Here is a 20,875-nt window from a genome sequence, read left to right on the forward strand (position 1 = left end):
TACGGAGTTAAAGAAAAAAGGATAGACTGATAAATGTAAGCAAGATAAACAAACCCCAAAAGAAAATTCATAATACCTTCCTTTAAAAAGCCGAGCCGACCCCTCGGCTTTTACCCTGTATGGAAAAGTTAACGTTAAAAAAAAGTTAACAGAAAATAAATACGGAGTTAATAAATATGGAATATACTAATTTTTGTAAACAGGATACACAAGCACTAAAAATTCATAATACCTTCCCCAAAAAAACCGCGACTTTGTCGCGGCTTTTTAATTTATAACATAATTATAATATAATGCGCTTAAGGTAAAAAATTTACAAAAAACAAATACGGCGTTAATAAATAAAGTTTATACTAATAATCACAGCAGAAAAATACAAACACTGAAATAAAATTCATAATACCCCTTCCTTTATAAAAGAATGATTTTGGTAAAAAAATGTTAACAAAAAATAAATATCAAGTTAATAAATAAAGCTTATACTAATAACTGCAAACAAGAAATACACAAACCCCAAAAAAAATTCATAATACCTTCCTAAAAAGCCGGGCCGACCACCCGGCTTTTACCCTGCTTAAAAATAAGGCGGAATTCAGCTTTTTAAAATAACGCTTTAAAATTATAATAAAAGCCGCTCCGCCAAATATGTATTTGAGGGAGCGGCCGTAATTGTTTTTTAACGGAAATTTTTATACAGCGTTTTTATTATTTATTTTGAAACAGTTCCGTTTACCATTCTTTCAGCGGTTTCAACCACGTTTTCAACCGTAAAGCCGAACTCCTTAAACAGCTCTTTGGCCGGGGCGCTGTCGCCGAAAGTTTCCATTGAAATTATTTCGCCGTCAAGGCCTGTATACTTATGCCAGCCGAACCCGCTTGCCGCTTCAACCGCAAGCCTTTTTGTAACGCCTTTAGGCATAACGCTTTCTTTGTACTCACTGCTTTGCTCGTCGAATACTTCCCAGCTTATCATTGATATAACTTTTGATTTTATGCCTTTGCCTTTTAATATTTCATGTGCTTTGTATATAAGTTCAACTTCCGAGCCGCTTGCCATAAGGAGTATATCGGCCGCGCCTTCGCAGTCTTTAAGCACATAGCCGCCTTTTAATGCGTTTTTGCCTGTTTCCTCAAGCAGAGGGAGATTCTGCCTTGTCAGCACAAGCGCAGAAGGGCTTGTTTTCCTTGTAAGGGCCATATACCATGCCGCCGCCGTTTCTTTTGAGTCGCACGGGCGGAATACGGTGTAGTTGGGCATGCTCCTTAAAGCCGCAAGCTGTTCTATCGGCTGATGCGTAGGCCCGTCCTCCCCTACGCCTATGGAATCGTGTGTCATAATGCTTATAACGGGAAGCCCCATAAGGGCGGAAAGGCGAAGGCCGGCCTTCATATAGTCGCTGAACACGAAAAAGCTTGCGACATAAGGCCTTAAGCCGCCGTGAAGGGCAACGCCGTTTGCCATTGCCGTCATTGCAAATTCCCTTACTCCGAAATGTATGTTTGAACCTGAAGGATTATCTTTTGAATAATATTCGCGGTCCTTCATAACTGATTTGTTTGAAGGGCCTAAGTCTGCCGAGCCGCCGAAAAGGTTTGGCACAAGCTTTGAAAGCTTTTGAAGCGCTTTTTCGGACGACGCCCTTGTTGCGGTATCGCCTTCATATGTCCAGAAATCGTCGTTGTCAATGAGGCTGCACGGAAGATCGGCGCTGTGGAACGTATCCCATTTTTCGGCCATTTCGGGAAATTCGGCACGGTATTTTAAAAACATTTCCTGCCATGCTTTTTCTTTTTCGCCGAGGGATTTAATAATGTTTTCCATATGGCTTTTAACTTCGGAAGGAACACAAAAATCTTCGTTATGGTTAAAGCCGAGATTTGCTTTTGCCGATTTTATTTCGTCGGCGCCGAGAGGTTCGCCGTGGGCCGAGGCTTTGCCTTGTTTATTAGGCGCGCCGAAACCTATGAGAGTTTTTATTTCTATTAAAGTAGGCTTTGAAGTTTCGGCTTTCGCTTCGTCAATGGCTTTTGCTATGGCTTCGGTATCATTGCCGTCGCTTACAAAAAGCGTCTGCCAGCCGTAAGCGTCGAATCGTTTGCGCACGTTCTCTGTAAAGGCTGAATCCGTCGAGCCTTCTATCGTTATATTATTGGAATCGTAAAGGACAATAAGCTTGCCGAGCCCCATTGTGCCCGCAAGGGAAGCGGCCTCGGAGGAAACGCCTTCCATAAGACATCCGTCGCCGCAAAGGGCGTATGTATAATGGTTATATACGTCGTAGTCGGGCTTATTGAATTCCGCAGCCAAACGGCTTTCGGCAAGGGCAAAACCGGCCGCTATGGCGATGCCCTGCCCCAAAGGCCCCGACGTTGTTTCAACGCCGCATGTTACGCCGTATTCGGGATGTCCTGGGGTTTTGCTGCCTTTCTGTCGGAAATTTTTTAAATCCTCTATGGTCACGCCGTAGCCGAATATGTGCAAAAGGGAATATAAAAGCGCTGAACCATGGCCGGCGCTTAAAACAAAACGGTCGCGGTTCGGCCAGTTTGGATTTTCCGGGCTGTGGTTCATCTTTTCTGCCCAAAGAGTATAGGCCATAGGGGCCGAACCCATAGGAAGGCCGGGATGGCCGCTTTTTGCTTTTTCAATAGCGTCTGCGCTTAAAAACCTAAGCGTGTTTATTGTTTCCTCTTTGATATTCATTAAAATTACCCTCCTGGATTTTTAATAAAACAAGTTTTTTCATGCCATAAATAAGGCGATTTAAATCCGCGGCTTAAAAGCAGGGCGGATATTTTTGCCGCGCCTGTTTATGGCGATATATTTTATGGCTTATATAAGTGGAATGAATGTCGTGTAAAAACATACCAAGAAAGCCGCGAAAGGCCTTTTTGGTATGTTTTGGTTAAAAAACGTACAGAAAATGAATAAAACGGTAACTGCCGAAAATAAAACGGAGCCGCCTGAAAATTAAGCTCTTAACGGCAAACATAACGCCGCGGCCGTTTTAAGGCGGCGTTTAAAAACAAGTTTTGGAATAAACCGCGTTATAAATATTATTTTGTCAGATAATCTTTTACAAAAGCTTTTATACCGTCTTTTTCAATAACGGTTTTGTGGCGTATTTCCCTGTTTTCAATGCCTTTGATAGGCGACGGTATTTCAACGCCGGATATTTTTTCAAGCTCGTCCATAAGCGGGAAGAAATCCATTGAAGCGTATTTTCCGTCTATAGCGGACAGCACGTCTTTTGTGAATTTGTAAGGGCTTGCCGTGGCAACGATAACGGTTTTTGTGCGGTCGCCTGTTTCGGCAAGGTATTTTTTATATGCGGAGTATGCGACGGCCGTGTGGGTGTCAAGGACATATCCGCATTTTTCAAACATTTCTTTTATCGCCGCGTTTGTTTCGGCCTGGGTTGCCCATTCGCCTTTTATATTCGTATCCGAAAGGTCAAGGCTGTATTCTCCCGTTTTGTTAAGGCTTTCCATAAGAGAGCGGCATTTTTCCTGTCCTGCCGCAACGGCAAGGAGACGCTCCAGATTGCTTGAAACAAGTATGTCCATGGAAGGCGAATTTGTAACGTTGAACGGCCTGTTTTTGTTGTAGGTTCCCGTTGAGAAGAAATCGAAAAGCACGTTGTTTTCATTTGAGGCGCAGATGAAAGTTTTAACGGGCAGTCCCATTTTATTTGCGAAATATCCGGCCAGTATATTGCCGAAATTGCCTGTCGGCACAACAACGTTTATTTCATCCCCTATAGTAATAACGCCGTGATCCGCCATGCGCAGGTACGCCTGGAAGTAATACACAATCTGAGGCACAAGGCGGCCGATATTTATTGAGTTTGCGGAGGAAAAAACAAAGCCTTTTTTTTCAAGCTCACAGCAAAGGCCGTTATCGGTGAATATTGTTTTAACGGCCGTCTGCGCGTCGTCGAAATTGCCTTTAATGCCCACGACACATGTATTTTTGCCTTCCTGAGTTGTCATTTGGAGCTTCTGCACGGGGCTTACGCCGTCCTCGGGGAAGAATACTATTATTTTAATGCCTTCGACATCTGCAAATCCTTCAAGGGCCGCTTTTCCCGTGTCGCCTGAAGTTGCTGTAAGTATAACTATTTCCTTATCCATGCCGTTCTTTTTCGCGGCTGTTTTCATAAGATAAGGAAGTATTGAAAGCGCCATATCCTTAAATGCTATTGTCCTGCCGTGGAAAAGCTCCAGTATTGAAACTCCGCCTTTTTCGGCCACGGGGGCTATCTCGGGGGTGTCGAACTTTTCGTCGTATGCATTGTTTATGCAGAAGCGGAGTTCATCTTCCGTAAAGTCTGTAAGATAAAGTTTTAATATTTCATACGCTAAATCACAGTAGCCGAGTTTTGAAAGTTCTTCAAGGCTTTTGTCGGGCTTGGGGAATTTTTCGGGTATAAAAAGCCCGCCGTCGCTGCAAATACCTTTTAATATTGCCTCGCTTGCCGTGGCTTTAATATTTTTATCCCTTGTTCCGATGTAATTGATTTTATCCATTTTCATACCATTCCTTTTTGGTTTAGTAAAAGTGCATAATTAATTATATTTTCACATCATTGGCGCAATTTGTCAATGGTTTTGAGGTCTGTGCCGAAAGTAAATTGAACCTTATCGGCAAGCGCGGTTATGACGGCGCATGGTTTTGCGCGGCGTATGGCGCGGAAGGTTAGCTTCGTTTTACAAAATCACACGCGTTTTTAATGGACGATAGCGGCGAATAGCCGTGTTAAAGCGGCTTGCCGCAGGCCGCCGCATCGGCTCTGCTTTTGCCGTGCCCTTATGCCGTAACGCCCGTTAAAACTATTGGGCTTTACAAGGAAAAATTTTTTGCGGTTCAAGGCGCATGCGTGCCGGGACAGCGGCTCCTACGGCAAACGCATGACGCGCGGAAATAGGGAAAATTTTTTCTCAGAAGGCTTGGGCGATTCTGCAAACTGAAATTGTTTGGCCGTTAAATTTCTTTCGTATCATTTTTGTTATAATGAAGAAAACGTAAAAAATGCGCGATAAATCCGCATGCTCAGGAATGACTGCAAGTGGAGAATGAAACGCCGTTTTATTTTTTCTTATGGATGTTCCTTATGGTTTTCTTTTTCGGCGGGGCGCTGTTTTTAGGGGATTGGCGGCCCGGCGCTTTTGCATTTTTATCATGCCTGAACCCGCTTTTGCCGGGAGACTGTTTTTCGGCTGAAAACGCGCGGGGACGTATAAGGCATTTTTTGTCGAATCCTATTAAATCCTCGCGGCCCGCTTTTTTCAGGGCCTCTGTGACAAGCTCCCTGTTTTGCGGCATGCGGTACTGCATAAGCGCCCTCTGCATGGCTTTTTCATGGGGGGATTTGGGCACATACACTTTTTCCATTGTCCGCGGATCAAGTTCCGTGTAGTACATGGCTGTTGAAAGCGTGCCGGGCGTGGGATAAAAATCCTGCACCTGTTCGGGCGTATGGCCTATATCGCGCAGATATTCCGCAAGCTCCACGGCTTCTTTCAGGCCGCTTCCGGGGTGGCTGCTCATAAGATAGGGTACAAGGTACTGTTCCATGCCGAGTTTTTTATTTATTTCATAATATTTTTTAACAAACCTTTCGTAAACGTCGCGTCCGGGTTTGCCCATTTTGTTAAGCACGGCGGGCGAAATATGTTCCGGGGCGACTTTAAGCTGGCCGCTTATATGATATTTGCAAAGTTCGTTGAAAAATGCAGTGTCCTTGTCGTAAATTAAATAGTCGTACCGTATCCCCGAACGGATAAAGACCTTTTTAACCCGCGGTATTTCCCTTAGTTTCCTTAAAAGCTTTGTGTAATCGGTATGGCTTATATCCAGATTTTTGCAGGGCGAGGGGAAAAGGCACTGCCTGTTTTTGCATGCGCCGTGTTCTTCCTGTTTTTTGCATGCGGCGTGGCGGAAGTTTGCCGTAGGGCCGCCGACATCGTGTATATATCCTTTAAAATCGGGATCCCAAACTATTTTCTCGGCCTCGGCGAGTATGGAGTTATGGCTGCGCGACGATACGACGCGGCCCTGATGAAAAGCAAGGGCGCAGAAATTACAGTTGCCGAAACAGCCTCGGCTGCTGATAAGGCTGAATTTCACTTCCTCAATGGCTGGGATTCCCCCTTCGCTTTTATATATAGGATGGTAATCCCTCATATATTCAAGGGCGTAAACGGAATCCAGTTCCTTTGTTTTAAGGGGCGGTGAAGGCGGGTTCTGCACAACCAGCCATTCGTCGTATTCCTCAACAAGGGTTTTGGCCGTAACGGCGTCGGTATTTTCGTACTGCTCCATAAAGCTTTTGGCAAACAAAGTTTTTGATTTTAATATATCGTTGTATTTAGGCAGGCGTATAAAATCGTAAATGCGCCCTTCATCCTTTGTTTTGTATACGGAACCTTTTATAAAAGTAATTTCGTTTACCGGTATGCCGCTGTCCAGGGCTTCGGCCGTTTCTACAATTTGGTGTTCGCCCATGCCGTACAGCAGGAGATCGGCGCCGCTGTCCAGAAGCACGGAACGGCGTATTTTGTTGTCCCAGTAGTCGTAGTGGGAAAGGCGGCGCAGGCTTGCTTCAACGCCGCCTATTATAATGGGTACGTTTTTATACGCTTCCCTTATTTTATTGCCGTACACTATAACGGCCCTGTCGGGACGAAGCCCCATTTTTCCGCCGGGGGAATAGTAATCCTTTTGGCGGCGTTTTTTCGCGACGGTGTAGTGGTTTACCATGCTGTCTATGTTGCCGCTTGAAACGAGAAAGCCGAGCCGCGGACAGCCGAAACGCATAAAATCCTCGGTTGTACGCCAGTCGGGCTGTGCAAGAAAGCAGATTTTAAAACCGTGTTTTTCAAGCAGGCGGCATATTATGGCCGCGCCGAAAGAAGGGTGATCGACATATGCGTCGCCGCATACATATACAAAGTCGGGCCGATCCCAGCCGCGTTCTTCCATTTCTTTTCTGTTTATAGGTAAAAAAGCCATTTTATCCTCTTTTCTATTCCATTTTCCACGAAACGGGGTATCTGTTTTTAAGCCGTCCGCTTTGGGCTTTTGCGAAGCCTAAAGGGAACCCGTCGCAAAGTATAAGACAGTATCCGTCGCCGACGTTTTCGCAGCTTACCGTTTCGCCTTTAAGATAGCGGGTTACGCGTTCGTCGCTTAAAGGGAAATCGGCGTAATTATTAACTTTTGTTTTGTCCAAAACCATGGCGAGAGCCTGAGACGGCTCGAAACGGTTTTTTTTCAATTCGCCCAAAAGAAGGCCGCTTCTCATAACTCTAAGCCCTTTCAGGGACGGGACTCCTTCGGGCAGGACGTAAAGGGAGCCGTTTATGATTTGATATATGCCGCCGGGGACTTCGGAAAGAAATTTTTCGGCAAAATCGTTGAATAAGGAAATGGATTTGTCGGTTTTTTCCGTTTCAAATTCCCTTATCCGCCCGCCGCAAGTTCCCGCTTCAAAATCCGTATGACTTCTCCGCGCATTTTCCGTTTCATATTTTGTCGCATGAACACCAGGGCCTTTTGTTTCAAATATGCCTACGGCGTAATCCTCCTTTTGGCCGCATAAAAACGCGCCGCGCTTTTTCCTTAAAAGGGCAAGGAAATGCCCTTCGCCTTTGATTTTATGAGGGTAAAGCCTTTTTGCATGTTTAAGGCAGGGCAGGCCGTTTTCGATTAGATCGGGCCTTCCGTCGGAAAAACCGAAACCGCCGTCAATGGGTACAATTTCAAAGCCGCTGTTTTCCAAGAGAAAATCGTTTATTGTTTTTTCGTTTTCAAGGGGAGAGAAAGTGCATGTCGAATAAAGCATCATACCTCCCGGGGCAAGCATTTTCGCCGCGCTTTTTAATATTTCGCGCTGTTCGCGGCGGCAGAATGAAACGAGTTCTTCATTCCAGCTTTTTATAACGTCCCTTTCTTTGCGGAACATCCCCTCGCCGCCGCAAGGGGCGTCGACTAAAATTTTGTCAAAAAATTCGGGAAAAGCTTTTTCAAGCTTTTTCGGCGTTTCGCTGGTGACTACAGTGTTTGTAAGGCCGAAAAGCTCCGTGTTTTTAACGAGGGATTTTGTGCGCCCCGCGCTTATGTCGTTTGAAACAAGCAGGCCTGTGTTTTTAAGGCGCGCGCCTAAATGGGTTGTTTTTCCGCCGGGGGCGGCGCATAAGTCGAGTACTTTATCTCCTTCGTTTACGGGAAGGAACGCTCCTGGGGCCATTGCGCTGGGCTCCTGCAAGTAGTAGAGGCCGGCGTGGTAGTAGGGGTGCTTTGACGGACGCTCATTTTCGTCATAATAGAAGCCCTCCGGGCACCATTCAACGGGGGAGAGATTAAAAACGCCTTTCCCGCTCAGTTCGTCGGGGCTTATTTTAAGGGTGTTTGCCCTTAGCCCGTAAAGGCGGGGAGCGGAAAAAGATTTTTCATATTCGCTGTATTCGCTGCCTAATATTTTTTTCATGTTATCTAAAAACTGCTGGGGCAGATCCATAAAATTCTCCTTTTATAATTTTCGGTAATCCAATTATACAGCCTTTGCGGCCTAAAATCAATCGCCGGCGGGCGTTCTTCGGCGTTAAGGGCGCGGGAGTATTTTGTCTTTATAAAGGACCGTGCCTTCCGGAAGGCAGGCTTCAAGGAATTGAAAAAAACGGCCGTCCATGTTGTATATCCCCGCCGCCTCGGCAAGCTTCATAATGCAGAAAAAGTACATTTCCGTAATTCCGTCCGTTTTAAATTCATCAATAAGCCCCTGCATTTCGGCTACGGTTATTTCGCTGTTTGTGTAAAGGAATATATTGTTCCAAAGATCGCCGTTTTTTAAAGCCCAGTTGATTATTTTCAAAAGCCTTTCGGACTGCTCCTCGTTAATTGCGTTGTTTTCCATTTTAAAACCTCCTTTATTATGCCATTATACTGCTGTATTTGAAAAAAATGGTTCGCTATACGGAGCAATCTAATATTTTTTTATGATTTTCTGCTTTGCGTTATGGTATAATCGTAATGTAAAAATGTAGGCGGCATTATGATTTAAATTTATTTAGAAAAATTTCAGGAGGTAAAAAATGGCAAAAGAAATATGGAAACCGGGAACAGTTCTCTATCCTGTGCCTGCCGTAATGGTAAGCTGCGGCACGATGGATGGCGAAAAAAATATCATAACAATAGCTTGGACGGGAACAATAAACAGCGACCCTGCAATGACATACATCTCTGTGCGCCCGGAGCGTCATTCCCATAAAATAATTAAAGAAACGGGCGAATTTGTTATAAACCTTACGACGAGGGAGCTTGTTGAAAAATGCGATTTCTGCGGCGTTAAAAGCGGGGCGGACATGAACAAGTTTGAAAAATGCGGCCTTACGGCGGCAAAGGGTTCAAAAGTCAACGCGCCTATAATATATGAAAGCCCCGTAAACATCGAGTGCAAGGTTAGGGATATTATAAGCCTCGGAAGCCACGATATGTTTTTGGGCGAGGTTGTTGCCGTAAACGTAAGCGGCGAATATATGGACGAAACCGGCAAATTCCATTTTAACGACGCCCGCCCCGTATGCTATTCCCACGGCGAATATTTTGAAATAGGGGAAAGTCTGGGCAAATTCGGATTTTCCGTTAAGAAAAAGAAATAATTAGCGTGCTAGATATTGTTTGCCCTTTAACGGAGATAAACAAAAAACTATGCCGAAATACCGTATATATTTTTTAAGGATGGTTTTTGATGAGGATATTTACAGCCGTTGAATTTGACGGAAAAATAAAGGAATATTTAAAAGAAGTACAGGGAGAGATTGAAAAATTTTCCAGAAGAGGGAATTTTACCGACGAAAATAATTTTCATCTGACAGTTAAATTTATAGGCGAGGTAAGCCGCGGCGACCTTGACAACATTATTGAAGGCGTAAATGCGGCTGCGGAAAGAAGCCGATGCTTCAGCCTTAGATTAAGCCGTTTAGGATTTTTCCCGCGGGGAAACCGCACAATAGTCTGGGCGGGGGTTGAACGCAGCGCCGGGCTTTTAAAGCTTTTTGACAATGTGGAAAGGGAACTTTTAAAGGAAGGTTTCCCGAAAGAAAAAAGAGGGATTAGCCCGCATATAACCCTCGGAAGGGAAGTTGATTTGACTGAGAAATTTGACAATATAAAGGCTAAGATTCCCCTTGAGCCTTTGGAAATATCAGCCAATAAAATCTCGGTTATGGAGAGCAAGAGAATTGACGGAAAGCTTGTTTATAAAGCTGTTTTTGTACAAAATTTGAAATAAGGCTTGTTAAATAAGTGTTTAACGAATTGTTTTTATAAGTTTTTAACAAAAATAACTGACTGTGTTGCAGATGCACAATTTGGATGTTTTTGGCGAATTATTTTTGTATATATTTTTCGGAAATATACAAATTCGGCCTCCGGTAAGTCCGCACATGTATACGAAAAACCTTGACAAATGAATAACAAATTGTTAACATAGTGGTTAGGAAAAAGATAAATATACAGCCGTTTTGATTTTTTTCAGCCCATATCAAAAAAAATTTAAAACGGCACATTTCCACCGGGATTTGACATTGACCGCGGATGTTTGGAAAAACAAAGCGGGAGCATATAACTAACGCCTGAAATAAAAGTTTTAAGGTTTTATTCAATGCAGGAAAAGGGATTACAGGCAGAGTGATACTGCATGAAGGGACTTTTATCTATGTTTTACGGGAAGCATGCCCTGCCGCCGAAAAAACGGAAGTTTTTGCAGGCTGTCACTGCCGGTTTCCGCTGTTTAAATTAGTTATAAGCGGCGAAACGCATTTTATCTATTATTATTAAGGAGGAAAGATAAATGGATTTCACATTATCAAAGGAACACAAATTATTGCAGGAGATGTACAGAAAATTTGCAGAAAATGAAGTTAAACCTTTAGCCGAAGAGGTTGACGAGGAAGAAAAAGTGCCTTATGAAACCGTTAAAAAGCTTGCCAGATACGGCATGCTCGGCATACCTTTCCCTAAACAGTACGGCGGACAGGGCGGCGACATCCTCTCTTACGCTATGTGCGTGGAAGAAATGGCTAAAGTATGTGGAACGACGTCCGTTATCATTTCCGCGCATACGTCGCTTTGCGCTAACCCTATATACGAATTCGGTACTGAAGAACAGAAAATGAAATATCTTGTGCCCCTTGCAAAAGGCGAAAAAATCGGCGCTTTCGGCCTTACGGAACCGGGCGCGGGCACGGACGCTTCGGGCCAGCAGACAAAAGCCGTTTTGGAGGGCGACCACTATGTGCTTAACGGTTCGAAAATATTCATAACAAACGCGGGCTTTGCCGATATTTTTATCATTATTGCCATGACTGACAAGTCGAAAGGCACAAGGGGAATTTCCGCTTTCATAGTTGAGAAGGATTTCCCGGGCTTTTCAATCGGCAAACATGAAAAGAAAATGGGTATCAAAGGTTCTTCAACATGCGAACTTATTATGGAAAACTGCATTGTTCCGAAAGAAAACCTCCTCGGACAGGAAGGCAAAGGCTTTGGCATCGCCATGAAAACTCTCGACGGCGGACGCATCGGCATTGCGGCGCAGGCTCTCGGTATCGGCGAAGGCGCCCTTGACGAAACAATTAAATACGTTAAGGAAAGGAAGCAGTTTAATAAGAGGCTTTCACAGTTCCAGAACACGCAGTTTGAAATCGCCGAGATGAGGACAACTATGGACGCGGCCCAGCTTCTTGTTTACAGGGCGGCATGCGCTAAGGAAAAGAAAGAGCCTTACGGACACCTTGCAGCCATGGCTAAAATGTTTGCCGCTACAGCCGCAAGCGATGTTACAAGAAGGTGCCTGCAGCTCCACGGCGGCTACGGCTACACAAGGGAATATCCAATCGAAAGAATGATGCGCGACGCTAAGATTACGGAAATATATGAAGGCACAACGGAAGTTCAGAAAATGGTTGTCGCTTCCTACCTTAAAGTTAACTAATTTGAAAGGGGATTAATTACTTATGAAAATAGTTGTATGTATAAAACAGGTTCCTGACACGACGGAAGTTAAGCTTGATCCGGTTACGAATACGCTTATCAGGGACGGTGTGCCGAGTATCATAAATCCTGACGACAAAGCGGGCATCGAAGCCGCGCTCCAGTTAAAAGAAAAAACCGGCGGTACCGTTACGGTTGTTTCCATGGGGCCGCCTCAGGCCGACGTTGCTTTAAGGGAAGCTCTTGCAATGGGATGCGACGACGCTATACTTGTAAGCGACAGGGCGTTCGGAGGCGCCGACACATGGGCGACTTCCTCAACTATAGCCGCCGCGCTTAAAAAACTTGAATACGATGTAATTATCACGGGACGTCAGGCTATCGACGGCGATACGGCGCAGGTAGGCCCGCAGATTGCGGAACATCTTGGAATACCTCAGGTAAGCTATGCGGAAGAAATCGAAGTCGAAGGCGACAAGCTTGTCGTTAAAAGGCAGTTTGAGGACAGGTATCACATTATCGAAGTTAAAACGCCTTGCCTCATTACGGCGCTTGCAGAGCTTGCGGCTCCGAGGTATATGTCGGTAGGCGGCGTTTTCGACGCATACCGCGAGAAGGAAGTTAAGGTTTGGGGCTTAAAAGAAATTGAAGATACGGTAGATAAAGCAAACCTCGGCTTAAAAGGTTCTCCTACAAGGGTTAAACAGTCCTTCACAAAACAGGCTAAAGGCGCGGGAACAATTTACAAGGACATCAGCGCCGACGAAGCTGTTGAAAAGATTGTTGAGAAATTACAGGAAAAATACATTATCTGATTATAACGGTATTTAACCGGCTGAAGGCGGAACGCGGCTTTTTGTATTTATACGGCGGCGGTTTTAAATAACCGGGCCATGTTTCGGGGCTTTCATCCGGCTTTGACCTATTTTAGAAGGAGGAGAAACTCAAATGAGTAGAGATGTTTATGTATTTGTTGAACAAAGGGACGGAGAAATACAAAAGGTCGGCATAGAGCTTATCGGAAAAGCAAAAGACCTTGCGGCCGATCTCGGACAGAAAGTTGTAGCCGTATTATTGGGACATAACATAAAAGATAAAGCGGAAGTTTTAATTCAGCACGGAGCTGACGAGGTTGTTGTTGTAGACCACGAAATGCTTGCCGAATATGTAACGGAGCCTTATACTAAGGCTTTATATAAAGTTATCAAGGAATGTGAGCCTGAAATTATGCTCTACGGCGCATCGTCAATAGGCCGTGACCTTGCTCCGCGTGTATCCGCAAGGGTTCACACGGGATTAACGGCAGACTGTACAAAGCTTGATATAGATCCGGAAACAAAGCTTCTTGCCATGACGCGTCCGGCGTTCGGCGGAAATATTATGGCTACAATACTTTGCGAAAACCATAGGCCGCAGATGGCTACAGTTCGTCCCGGCGTTATGAAAGCCCTCCCGAAGGATGTAAACGCAAAAGGGGAAGTTAAGGAAATTAAGGTTGAATTAACAGACTCCGATATGAACGTTAAAATTAGGGAAGTAATTAAGGCGGAGAAGAAAGCCGTTGACATCACAGAGGCAAAATACCTAGTTTCAGGCGGACGCGGTATCGGAAGCGCAGAATTTTTCGGCACTCTTAAAGAGCTTGCAGACGTTCTCGGCGGAGAGATTTCATCTTCCAGGGCTAATGTTGACGCAGGCTGGATTGACAGGAGCAGGCAGGTTGGCCAGACAGGAAAAACGGTTCGCCCGGATCTTTATATGGCATGCGGTATTTCCGGCGCTATTCAGCACGTTGCCGGTATGGAAGGCGCGGAATTTATCGTCGCTATTAATAAAAACGACACGGCCCCTATATTTGATATAGCGGATCTCGGCGTTGTAGGCGACGTTAAAGTTATAATTCCTAAGTTAACGGAAGCAATCAAAAAAATTAAGGCGGAAAAAGCGGCTCAGTAACCGATAGGCCGCTTATGCCGTAAATAAAGCCGTGTTTTTAAGGCGTTTTATACGTTTTAAAAACGCGGCTTTTTTTATAATAATGATTAGCTTCAGTTTACAAGGGCACACACGGTTTTAACGGATGTCAGCGGCGCAATAGCTGTGTTAAAGCCGCTTGCCGAAGGAACCGCTGCGCCTGCCCGTCTTCGCCTTGCTCTTACGCCGCTGACATTCGCTAAAACTCTCAGACCTCACAAGGAAAAAAATTTTTGCAGTTCAAGGCGTATATGCGCCGGCACAGCGGATCCTATGGCAAGCATATGCAACACGGAAATGCAGAAAATTTTTCCTTGTGAGGCGTGTGTGCCCTTGTAAACTGAAGCTAAGCGTTTTGTAAAAATGAAAATAAGGAAAAGATATTTTTGGGAGATTGGATTATAAACAAACATTTTGTGGAAAAATATAAATTATCGGCAGTTGTTTTTATAGAAATGGGTTAATAGACTGATGAGCGTTCTGCTGAAAAGCTATTTAGGCAAGTATTTTCTGAAAACCAGAATAATGTCGCTAAGCAGACTTTATGTTTTGAGATATGAAAGCAAAGATAAGAAGATTTTGAATGAAATAAACAGCATTTTTTTGTCGAATATTTCATCTATAAAAGCTTTTTGAATTATTTAAATATATATTCTTAAATTAAAAAAGAAAATTATTGAAGCATAGAAAGCTAAAAAGGTATCGGAACCGTATTTATGTGCCGCGCCGATTTTTCCGCTCGGTTTTGCAGGCAAAGAGTTGCCGTTTTCGGGGTTTTAACGCTTAAACGAACGGCGGCGGGAAATGGCCCCGGCGGTTTGGACATAAAGCGTTGAAGGGGATTAAGCGCGAAAATTAAACTGCGGAACAGACGTTATAATATGCTTTATGCCAAAAGCGGCATTATTAAAACGCGTAAAAGTATTTTTATGTAAAAATATACAAAAACACCGATTATGCAGTATTCACAAAGTTATTTTACGGTGTGATTAAATGTTGCGCGTAAAAAAAATGAATGGTATCATTAAACTATATGTTCGTTAATAAATACAAATTTTAGGCCGAATATTTTATTATCGAGTCAGATAATTTTCATGTTTGATTGTATTTTTCAAATATTTGTATTCGCTTTACGCATACTGCTTTGCTCAACGGATAAATTTTGGGCTGGCAGGCGTTTGGGATTGTAAACGGGGTTTGGGTTTTTGCATACGGGAACCTCAGCGAGCCGCATGATTTTACAAAATATGGGAGAGTTGTGCTCTCTGAAACTGCCGTATAGTAAAATTTACGGTTTTAAATCCGATGGAGAAAAGCCGTTAGTATTAGGGATTTTGTTCATATATGCAAATTTTGGAAGGGAGCGTTCGTCATTTTTAAAAAAATCGATGAGTTTTTTCATGTAACAAAGTATGGTTCAACACTTCAGACAGAACTGTTTTCCGGCGTAACGGCATACTTCACAATGGTATATATACTTTTTCTGGTTCCGAATACCATTATGTCGTCTTTTCCGGAGGCTTTTGACAGATCCGGGGAACTTATCAAGACAGCCGTGCTTTCAAACGGATTGACAGCGCAGGAAATGCTTGTTTCGTTAACTATTCTTTCATGTCTTACGGCGGCCATAGGCACGGTAATACTTGCCCTTAGCAGCAACTTGCCTTTTGCGCAGGGGCCTAGCCTCTCAATCAGCACTTTTGTTACGTATACAATATGCCTTCGTATGGGATACAGTTATAACGAAGCTTTGGCGGCCATATTTTTAAGCGGAGCGGCGTTTTTTGTTATAACTACGCTGGGATTTGAAAAGAAAATACAGGACGCAATACCGTCCAATATAAAATTTGCCGTTACGGCCGGAATAGGACTTTTCATTGCGTTTATGGGAATGCAGAAAGCGCATCTTGTAGAAGGCAACAACATAAATCTTGTGCAGATGATAAGCCTGTCGGACATGTCAAGCTATAATGCAAGAAGCGCGGTGCTTTGTATTTTCGGCGTTATATTAATTGCGGTTATGCTTGTAAAACATGTGCATGGAGCCATATTTTGGGGCAAGATTGTATGCATAGTATTTGCAGTCCCTTTGGGGCTTATGCACCTTAAAGATTTTACAATGGATATACCGGACGCATCCCTTATATACGAGGCGTTCAGAATGGATTTTGCAGGGCTTTTTTCCGTTTCAAACGGGTTCGGAGCGTTCGGCGTCATAATTTCTGTCATAGTGCTTATAAGCACGCTGTGCATTATGGACGTGTTTGAAACTTTGGGCACAATTATTGCCACGGACTATATTATCACTTTAAGCAAGGAAGGCGATATAAACGAGCGTTTCCATAAAGTGCTGAAAGTGGATTCCATTTCAACGGTTATCGGATCGGCGCTTGGCATAACGAACGTATCGACATACGTCGAAAGCACCGCCATGGCTCTTGAGGGCGGGCGCACGGGCCTTTCGGGCATTGTAACTGCCGCGCTTTTCCTTCTTACGATATTTATTGCGCCGTTTGCTTCGGCGATACCGTCGGCCGCTACGGCAACGACGCTTATAATGAGCGGAATACTTATGATGAATGTAATTAAATATATCAATTTTGACGATGTGGAACAGGCGCTTCCGGCATTTTTGACAATGGCAATGATGCCCCTGACGTACAGCCTTGTAACGGGAATATCGTTCGGCCTTATTTCGTATACGGCAATGATGATTTTCACAGGCAAAGGCCGCCAGATAAAGCCGGGAACTTTCCTGCTCGCGGTTATATTCATAATCCAATTTTTAATGGTGCAGTAATAAATTTAGAAAAACTTCCCAATTCCTAAAGGTTTTGACGCTTTGGCTCGATATTATATATAGCGGAAAAGTTTCTTGAGGGGGAGGGCGGATTATGATTGGAAACATTAACCAGTATGTTAAAATGATGGATCTTTCATTAAAGGCGAATGAAAGGATTGAAGATCCTTTTAAGGCAGCCGGGGAAGAAAATAAAGATATGGGCGGGAGTTATAAAAGCAAAGTTAAAAAGCGTTCTTTAGGCCTGTCTGTTGCCCTTACAAAGCTTGAAACTGGCAAGAAGCTGAATTATGTGGATCTGGAAGCCCTCAGGAAAGAGGATCCGGCGTCTTACAAGAAAGCCCTCGCCATTATACGGGAGAGGAAAGCATATGAAAGGAAGCTTAAACAATGCCGTACAAAAAGCGAAGCAAGGGCGCTTCAGCTTTCAAAAACATGTTCCCTTGCGGGGGATGCGAAAAACGGCGCAACAGCGGCGCCGCCGGGAGAAGTTTGCGCCGGAGTCGGGCAGGACCAGGCGGTAGGGCAGGACGGCGGCGCGGCATGCGGCGGGTGCGGTTCGTTTAACGGCGCCATAGCGAGAATGAAAGCTGCCGACGACGTTTTTATCGAATATACGAAAACAAGGGCATATAAAAAACTGCCCGTTTACGGCGTTAAAATCAAAAGCGTACGGGCATAATATAAATCAGTCGCCGCCTTTACTGCATCTAAAGCAGAAAAGGCGGCTTTTTTATAAAAAACAAATGCCAGTTGTACGTTATAATGTTTTTTGTCGGATTATTTTAGGCATTTTTATGAAAAAGACTATATACCCGGCTTATTATTATGTTATAATTTGTTTTATTATGATCGATTAACTGCGGGAGGGTGTATATATGGCCGCATACATAGCGCGACAGCCTATATTGGACTCGAAAAACAAAACAGTCGCTTATGAACTGCTTTACAGAAACGGGGCTGAAAACAAATTTAACGGGGATTTGGACGGGAATATGGCTACAAAACGCCTTGTGCATAATATAATGATAAATTTTGGCTTGGAAAATATAACCAACGGCAAAAAAGCGTTTATTAATTTCACAAGAGATCTCCTTTTTTCACCCCTTCCCCAACTTCTGGAGCCTTCAAAAGTTACAATAGAGCTTCTCGAAAGTATAAAATATAACAAAAAAGTCATCGAACGTATACAACGGCTTAAAAGCGAAGGATTTATATTTGCTCTTGATGATTACACAGGAGAAGACATACCGGCAGAAGTTATGGACTGCGTTGATATTATTAAGGTTGACTTTATGCTTACGGATATAAAATCGGCAGGGACGATTGCAAAGGAATACAAACATAGGAAAACTCTTTTGGCTGAAAAAGTTGAAACGGAAAAAGAAGTACGTTTAGCTAAAGAAATGGGATATACGCTTTTTCAAGGATACTACTTTTCCAAACCTGTCATACACACCAGCAAAACTTATGATATATCAAGTTCGACATATATGCGCCTTTGGCAATATATTTCCTGCCCGTCCCCTGATTTCGACACATTGGCGCATATAGTCGAAACTGATTCCAATGCGGCGTATCAGCTTATATGTAAAATAAATACAATAAAGTATATTACAAAAAACAGGATAAAATCAGTTAAAAACGCGCTCCTTTTTTTGGGTACGGACGAAATAAAAAAGTGGATTATGCTTATACTTTTAAAGGATATGACCGACAATTCAAATGATGAAAAAATCCGTCAATCATATGTAAGGGCCGTTTTTGCGGAAAAAACCGTAAACGCCATAGGAATGGGGGAGTATTCCCAGCCGGCATATATGGCGGGGCTTTTCTCGATGATGGATCATATTTCAAAAGAAACTATAAACGGCATACTTGCAAAAGACGCTTCTTACAAAGAAACGGCAAAAGCGCTCCGCGGTGAGGACAGCCCCATAAATGAAATACTTCTTCTTATAACCGATTATGAGGAAGGATGCGCCGACGGGATAGAGGCTTTTGAGAAATCGCATGGGATGAACGACGGCGATGTTACGCTGCTTTATATTGAAGCCGTTAAAGATGCCGACAATACGTTTTGCGGCTGATTTATTTCGGCGGATTGGGGAGTTTTTAAAAATTGAATTGACGGCAAAACGGCGGCGGAAATATCGGCCGCCATTTTTTATATAAAAATTTTACAGTTTTATAAGGGCGATATCCTATGCAGGATGTAAGCGCATTTGAAGGAGTATGAAGAACGTTTGCCTTGGTACGGAATCAGATTTATTATAGGGATTTAATACACTGCCTTATTGACGAATTTTTACAGGCTCAAAATAGAAACAACAATGCATTAACCAAGAGCTTTGTGAATGGCTTGGAAGATTAAGCGGCAGTATGACGCCCTTTCGGATTTTACGGAAAACAGCGGCATAGTTTAAAGGTATCGAAGATTCAGAAAAAATGCGGGAAAAGCAAATTTTTATACGGAAACTTAAGGACATGGATGAAATAATATAAAGAAATAATTGGCATTGTATTATTATTTTTGGCTAAAGGCCGATATATATTTTAGAAAATAAAATTTGATCATTTTTGAAGGGCTTGTTTCCGAACATAAAATATAACGCTTTTAACCGGCAAAGCCTTGGATCCGGGCAGGCCGATTAAAATATAAACTTATTTTTCAGGCGGGGAGAAGGATTGCCCCGTTGTAATTCAAGGAGGTAAATTAATTATGAGAATTCAACACAACATTGCGGCATTAAACTCTTACAGGCAGTTAAGCGGGAACAACAACGCGTTATCCAAAAACCTTGAGAAGCTTTCATCGGGCTACAGGATCAACAGGGCCGGGGACGACGCGGCGGGCCTTGCGATTTCAGAAAAAATGAGGGCGCAGATCAAAGGCCTCGAAACGGCTCAGAAAAATGCGAACGACGGTATTTCCCTCGTTCAGACGGCGGAAGGAAACCTTACGGAAGTACACTCGATGCTTAACCGTATGGTAGAGCTTGCGACACAGTCTGCAAACGGCACATATGACGACAGCGTAGACCGTGCTAACCTTCAAAAGGAAGTAGACTCCCTTCTCGACGAAATTGACAGGATTGCGGAAGGCGCAAACTTCAACGGCATTAAACTTTTAGACGGTTCTCTCGGTGGCGCAAAAGTTACGGCGACAGACAGCGTGGCGGCGGTAGTTACAAATGCAGGCACTCTTGATAATAAACTGGCGGGAGGTACTGCTACAGTAGGCAATATTACAGAAGGTACTGCCGGCGGCGCCAAAGCTACTGTTGAAATTTCTTTTGCGGAGATTACAGGTCCGACAGCAGGTGCTGAAGGAGCTAAAGTTTCATATTCAATCGGAGGGAAGACGATTGATATTGATGTAACGAAGAATATGACTGCCGACGAAGTTGCCAAGGCTGTAAAGGATAAATTAGCGGGCGTTAAGTTTAACGACGGTGCGACTGATATTGAATTTAAAGTTACCGGAGATGACGGCAACGGAAAGTTAACCCTTACGGCTGTAACGGATGCAACAACGCAGCTTACAGGCAAAGTTAATATTGCCGCTCCTACTCCTACGCAGGGAACAATAGGAAAAGTAGACGGTAAAGACGGAGTACAGGGCAAAATATCCATGGACTTTGACGGCAGGGTCGGAACGGACGTAATCGGTGGAACGCTTACGGTAGGCGAAGGCGATAACGCGAAAGTTTATGAATTTGTAAAGGCCGGCGAAAAAGCGACTATAGACGGCGCTACGGCTATTGAAATTGCGGAAGACGCCGACGCTAAAGCGATTGCGGCGGCAGTAGGAGCGGCAGTAACGGGAGTTGAGAATGCAGACGGCGAGGCATACGATACGGATGTTGACGGTTCGACTGTAACGTTTACAGAGCAAGCCGCTGTGACAAATACTACAGGAAATAAAACTCCTAAGATTGAATTTAAAGGCGGCGGGCTTACGCTCCAGGTAGGCGATACAAACGACAGCTATCAGAAAGTACGCGTAACCGTAGGAAGCATGAGCGCGAAATCATTAGGCATAGACGGAATCGACATTTCCACACAGACAGGCGCATCTGACGCAATAGCGAAGATTAAAA

13 protein-coding genes and 1 pseudogene are annotated in these 20,875 nt (G+C 43.8%); 9 read left to right on the forward strand and 5 right to left on the reverse strand.

From position 1 onward, the window contains the following. Positions 1-709: 709 nt before the first annotated feature. The 5 genes from tkt to NE664_12315 all read right to left on the reverse strand — a co-directional run bounded on the left by tkt (position 710) and on the right by NE664_12315 (position 8,918). Entirely contained in the window at positions 710-2,710 is a 2,001-nt protein-coding gene (gene tkt / locus NE664_12295; GenBank protein ID MCQ4727424.1) for a transketolase, read from the reverse strand. 347 nt (positions 2,711-3,057) lie between these two features. Further along, a complete protein-coding gene (gene thrC, locus NE664_12300; GenBank protein ID MCQ4727425.1) occupies positions 3,058-4,530 on the reverse strand; it encodes a threonine synthase in 1,473 nt (490 codons plus the stop codon). A gap of 559 nt (positions 4,531-5,089) precedes the next feature. After that, positions 5,090-7,015, reverse strand: coding sequence for a YgiQ family radical SAM protein (locus NE664_12305; GenBank protein MCQ4727426.1), 1,926 nt, complete (start codon positions 7,013-7,015; stop codon positions 5,090-5,092). A 13-nt stretch (positions 7,016-7,028) separates the two neighbouring features. After that, complete coding sequence (locus NE664_12310; GenBank protein MCQ4727427.1) at positions 7,029-8,522, reverse strand: RsmB/NOP family class I SAM-dependent RNA methyltransferase; 1,494 nt, start codon at positions 8,520-8,522, stop codon at positions 7,029-7,031. An 84-nt stretch (positions 8,523-8,606) separates the two neighbouring features. Further along, positions 8,607-8,918 (reverse strand): hypothetical protein, encoded by a 312-nt coding sequence (locus NE664_12315; GenBank protein ID MCQ4727428.1) that lies wholly within the window; start codon positions 8,916-8,918, stop codon positions 8,607-8,609. A gap of 178 nt (positions 8,919-9,096) precedes the next feature. Between NE664_12315 and NE664_12320 the strand changes: the two genes are divergently transcribed. From NE664_12320 to NE664_12360, 9 genes and pseudogenes are all read left to right on the forward strand, one after another. Further along, on the forward strand, positions 9,097-9,663 hold the full coding sequence (locus NE664_12320; protein ID MCQ4727429.1) for a flavin reductase family protein: 567 nt from the start codon (positions 9,097-9,099) through the stop codon (positions 9,661-9,663). Positions 9,664-9,752: 89 nt separating this feature from the next. Beyond that, positions 9,753-10,295, forward strand: coding sequence for an RNA 2',3'-cyclic phosphodiesterase (gene thpR, locus NE664_12325; GenBank protein MCQ4727430.1), 543 nt, complete (start codon positions 9,753-9,755; stop codon positions 10,293-10,295). 561 nt (positions 10,296-10,856) lie between these two features. Further along, on the forward strand, positions 10,857-11,999 hold the full coding sequence (locus NE664_12330; GenBank protein MCQ4727431.1) for an acyl-CoA dehydrogenase: 1,143 nt from the start codon (positions 10,857-10,859) through the stop codon (positions 11,997-11,999). Positions 12,000-12,021: 22 nt separating this feature from the next. Then, the gene (locus NE664_12335; protein MCQ4727432.1) at positions 12,022-12,813 is read left to right on the forward strand and encodes an electron transfer flavoprotein subunit beta/FixA family protein; all 792 of its coding nucleotides are present in this window, start codon (positions 12,022-12,024) and stop codon (positions 12,811-12,813) included. A gap of 133 nt (positions 12,814-12,946) precedes the next feature. Further along, a complete protein-coding gene (locus tag NE664_12340; GenBank protein MCQ4727433.1) occupies positions 12,947-13,954 on the forward strand; it encodes an electron transfer flavoprotein subunit alpha/FixB family protein in 1,008 nt (335 codons plus the stop codon). Between the two features lie 1,453 nt (positions 13,955-15,407). Next, a complete protein-coding gene (locus NE664_12345) occupies positions 15,408-16,772 on the forward strand; it encodes an NCS2 family permease (protein ID MCQ4727434.1) in 1,365 nt (454 codons plus the stop codon). A gap of 94 nt (positions 16,773-16,866) precedes the next feature. Then, the gene (locus NE664_12350) at positions 16,867-17,454 is read left to right on the forward strand and encodes a hypothetical protein (GenBank protein ID MCQ4727435.1); all 588 of its coding nucleotides are present in this window, start codon (positions 16,867-16,869) and stop codon (positions 17,452-17,454) included. A gap of 196 nt (positions 17,455-17,650) precedes the next feature. After that, on the forward strand, positions 17,651-18,862 hold the full coding sequence (locus NE664_12355) for an EAL domain-containing protein (protein ID MCQ4727436.1): 1,212 nt from the start codon (positions 17,651-17,653) through the stop codon (positions 18,860-18,862). Between the two features lie 632 nt (positions 18,863-19,494). Beyond that, positions 19,495-19,914: pseudogene (locus NE664_12360) on the forward strand (flagellin). The last annotated feature ends 961 nt before the right edge of the window (positions 19,915-20,875 follow it).

The organism is Anaerotignum faecicola, from assembly GCA_024460105.1.
GTDB lineage: Bacteria > Bacillota > Clostridia > Lachnospirales > Anaerotignaceae > JANFXS01.

Bases quoted from the DNA above. Each gene is read 5' to 3' on its own strand.
- thrC (MCQ4727425.1), bottom strand. From the start codon at position 4,530: ATGGATAAAATCAATTACATCGGAACAAGGGATAAAAATATTAAAGCC.
- NE664_12305 (MCQ4727426.1), bottom strand. From the start codon at position 7,015: ATGGCTTTTTTACCTATAAACAGAAAAGAAATGGAAGAACGCGGCTGG.
- NE664_12310 (MCQ4727427.1), bottom strand. From the start codon at position 8,522: ATGGATCTGCCCCAGCAGTTTTTAGATAACATGAAAAAAATATTAGGC.
- NE664_12315 (MCQ4727428.1), bottom strand. From the start codon at position 8,918: ATGGAAAACAACGCAATTAACGAGGAGCAGTCCGAAAGGCTTTTGAAA.
- NE664_12320 (MCQ4727429.1), top strand. From the start codon at position 9,097: ATGGCAAAAGAAATATGGAAACCGGGAACAGTTCTCTATCCTGTGCCT.
- thpR (MCQ4727430.1), top strand. From the start codon at position 9,753: ATGAGGATATTTACAGCCGTTGAATTTGACGGAAAAATAAAGGAATAT.
- NE664_12330 (MCQ4727431.1), top strand. From the start codon at position 10,857: ATGGATTTCACATTATCAAAGGAACACAAATTATTGCAGGAGATGTAC.
- NE664_12335 (MCQ4727432.1), top strand. From the start codon at position 12,022: ATGAAAATAGTTGTATGTATAAAACAGGTTCCTGACACGACGGAAGTT.
- NE664_12340 (MCQ4727433.1), top strand. From the start codon at position 12,947: ATGAGTAGAGATGTTTATGTATTTGTTGAACAAAGGGACGGAGAAATA.
- NE664_12350 (MCQ4727435.1), top strand. From the start codon at position 16,867: ATGATTGGAAACATTAACCAGTATGTTAAAATGATGGATCTTTCATTA.
- NE664_12355 (MCQ4727436.1), top strand. From the start codon at position 17,651: ATGGCCGCATACATAGCGCGACAGCCTATATTGGACTCGAAAAACAAA.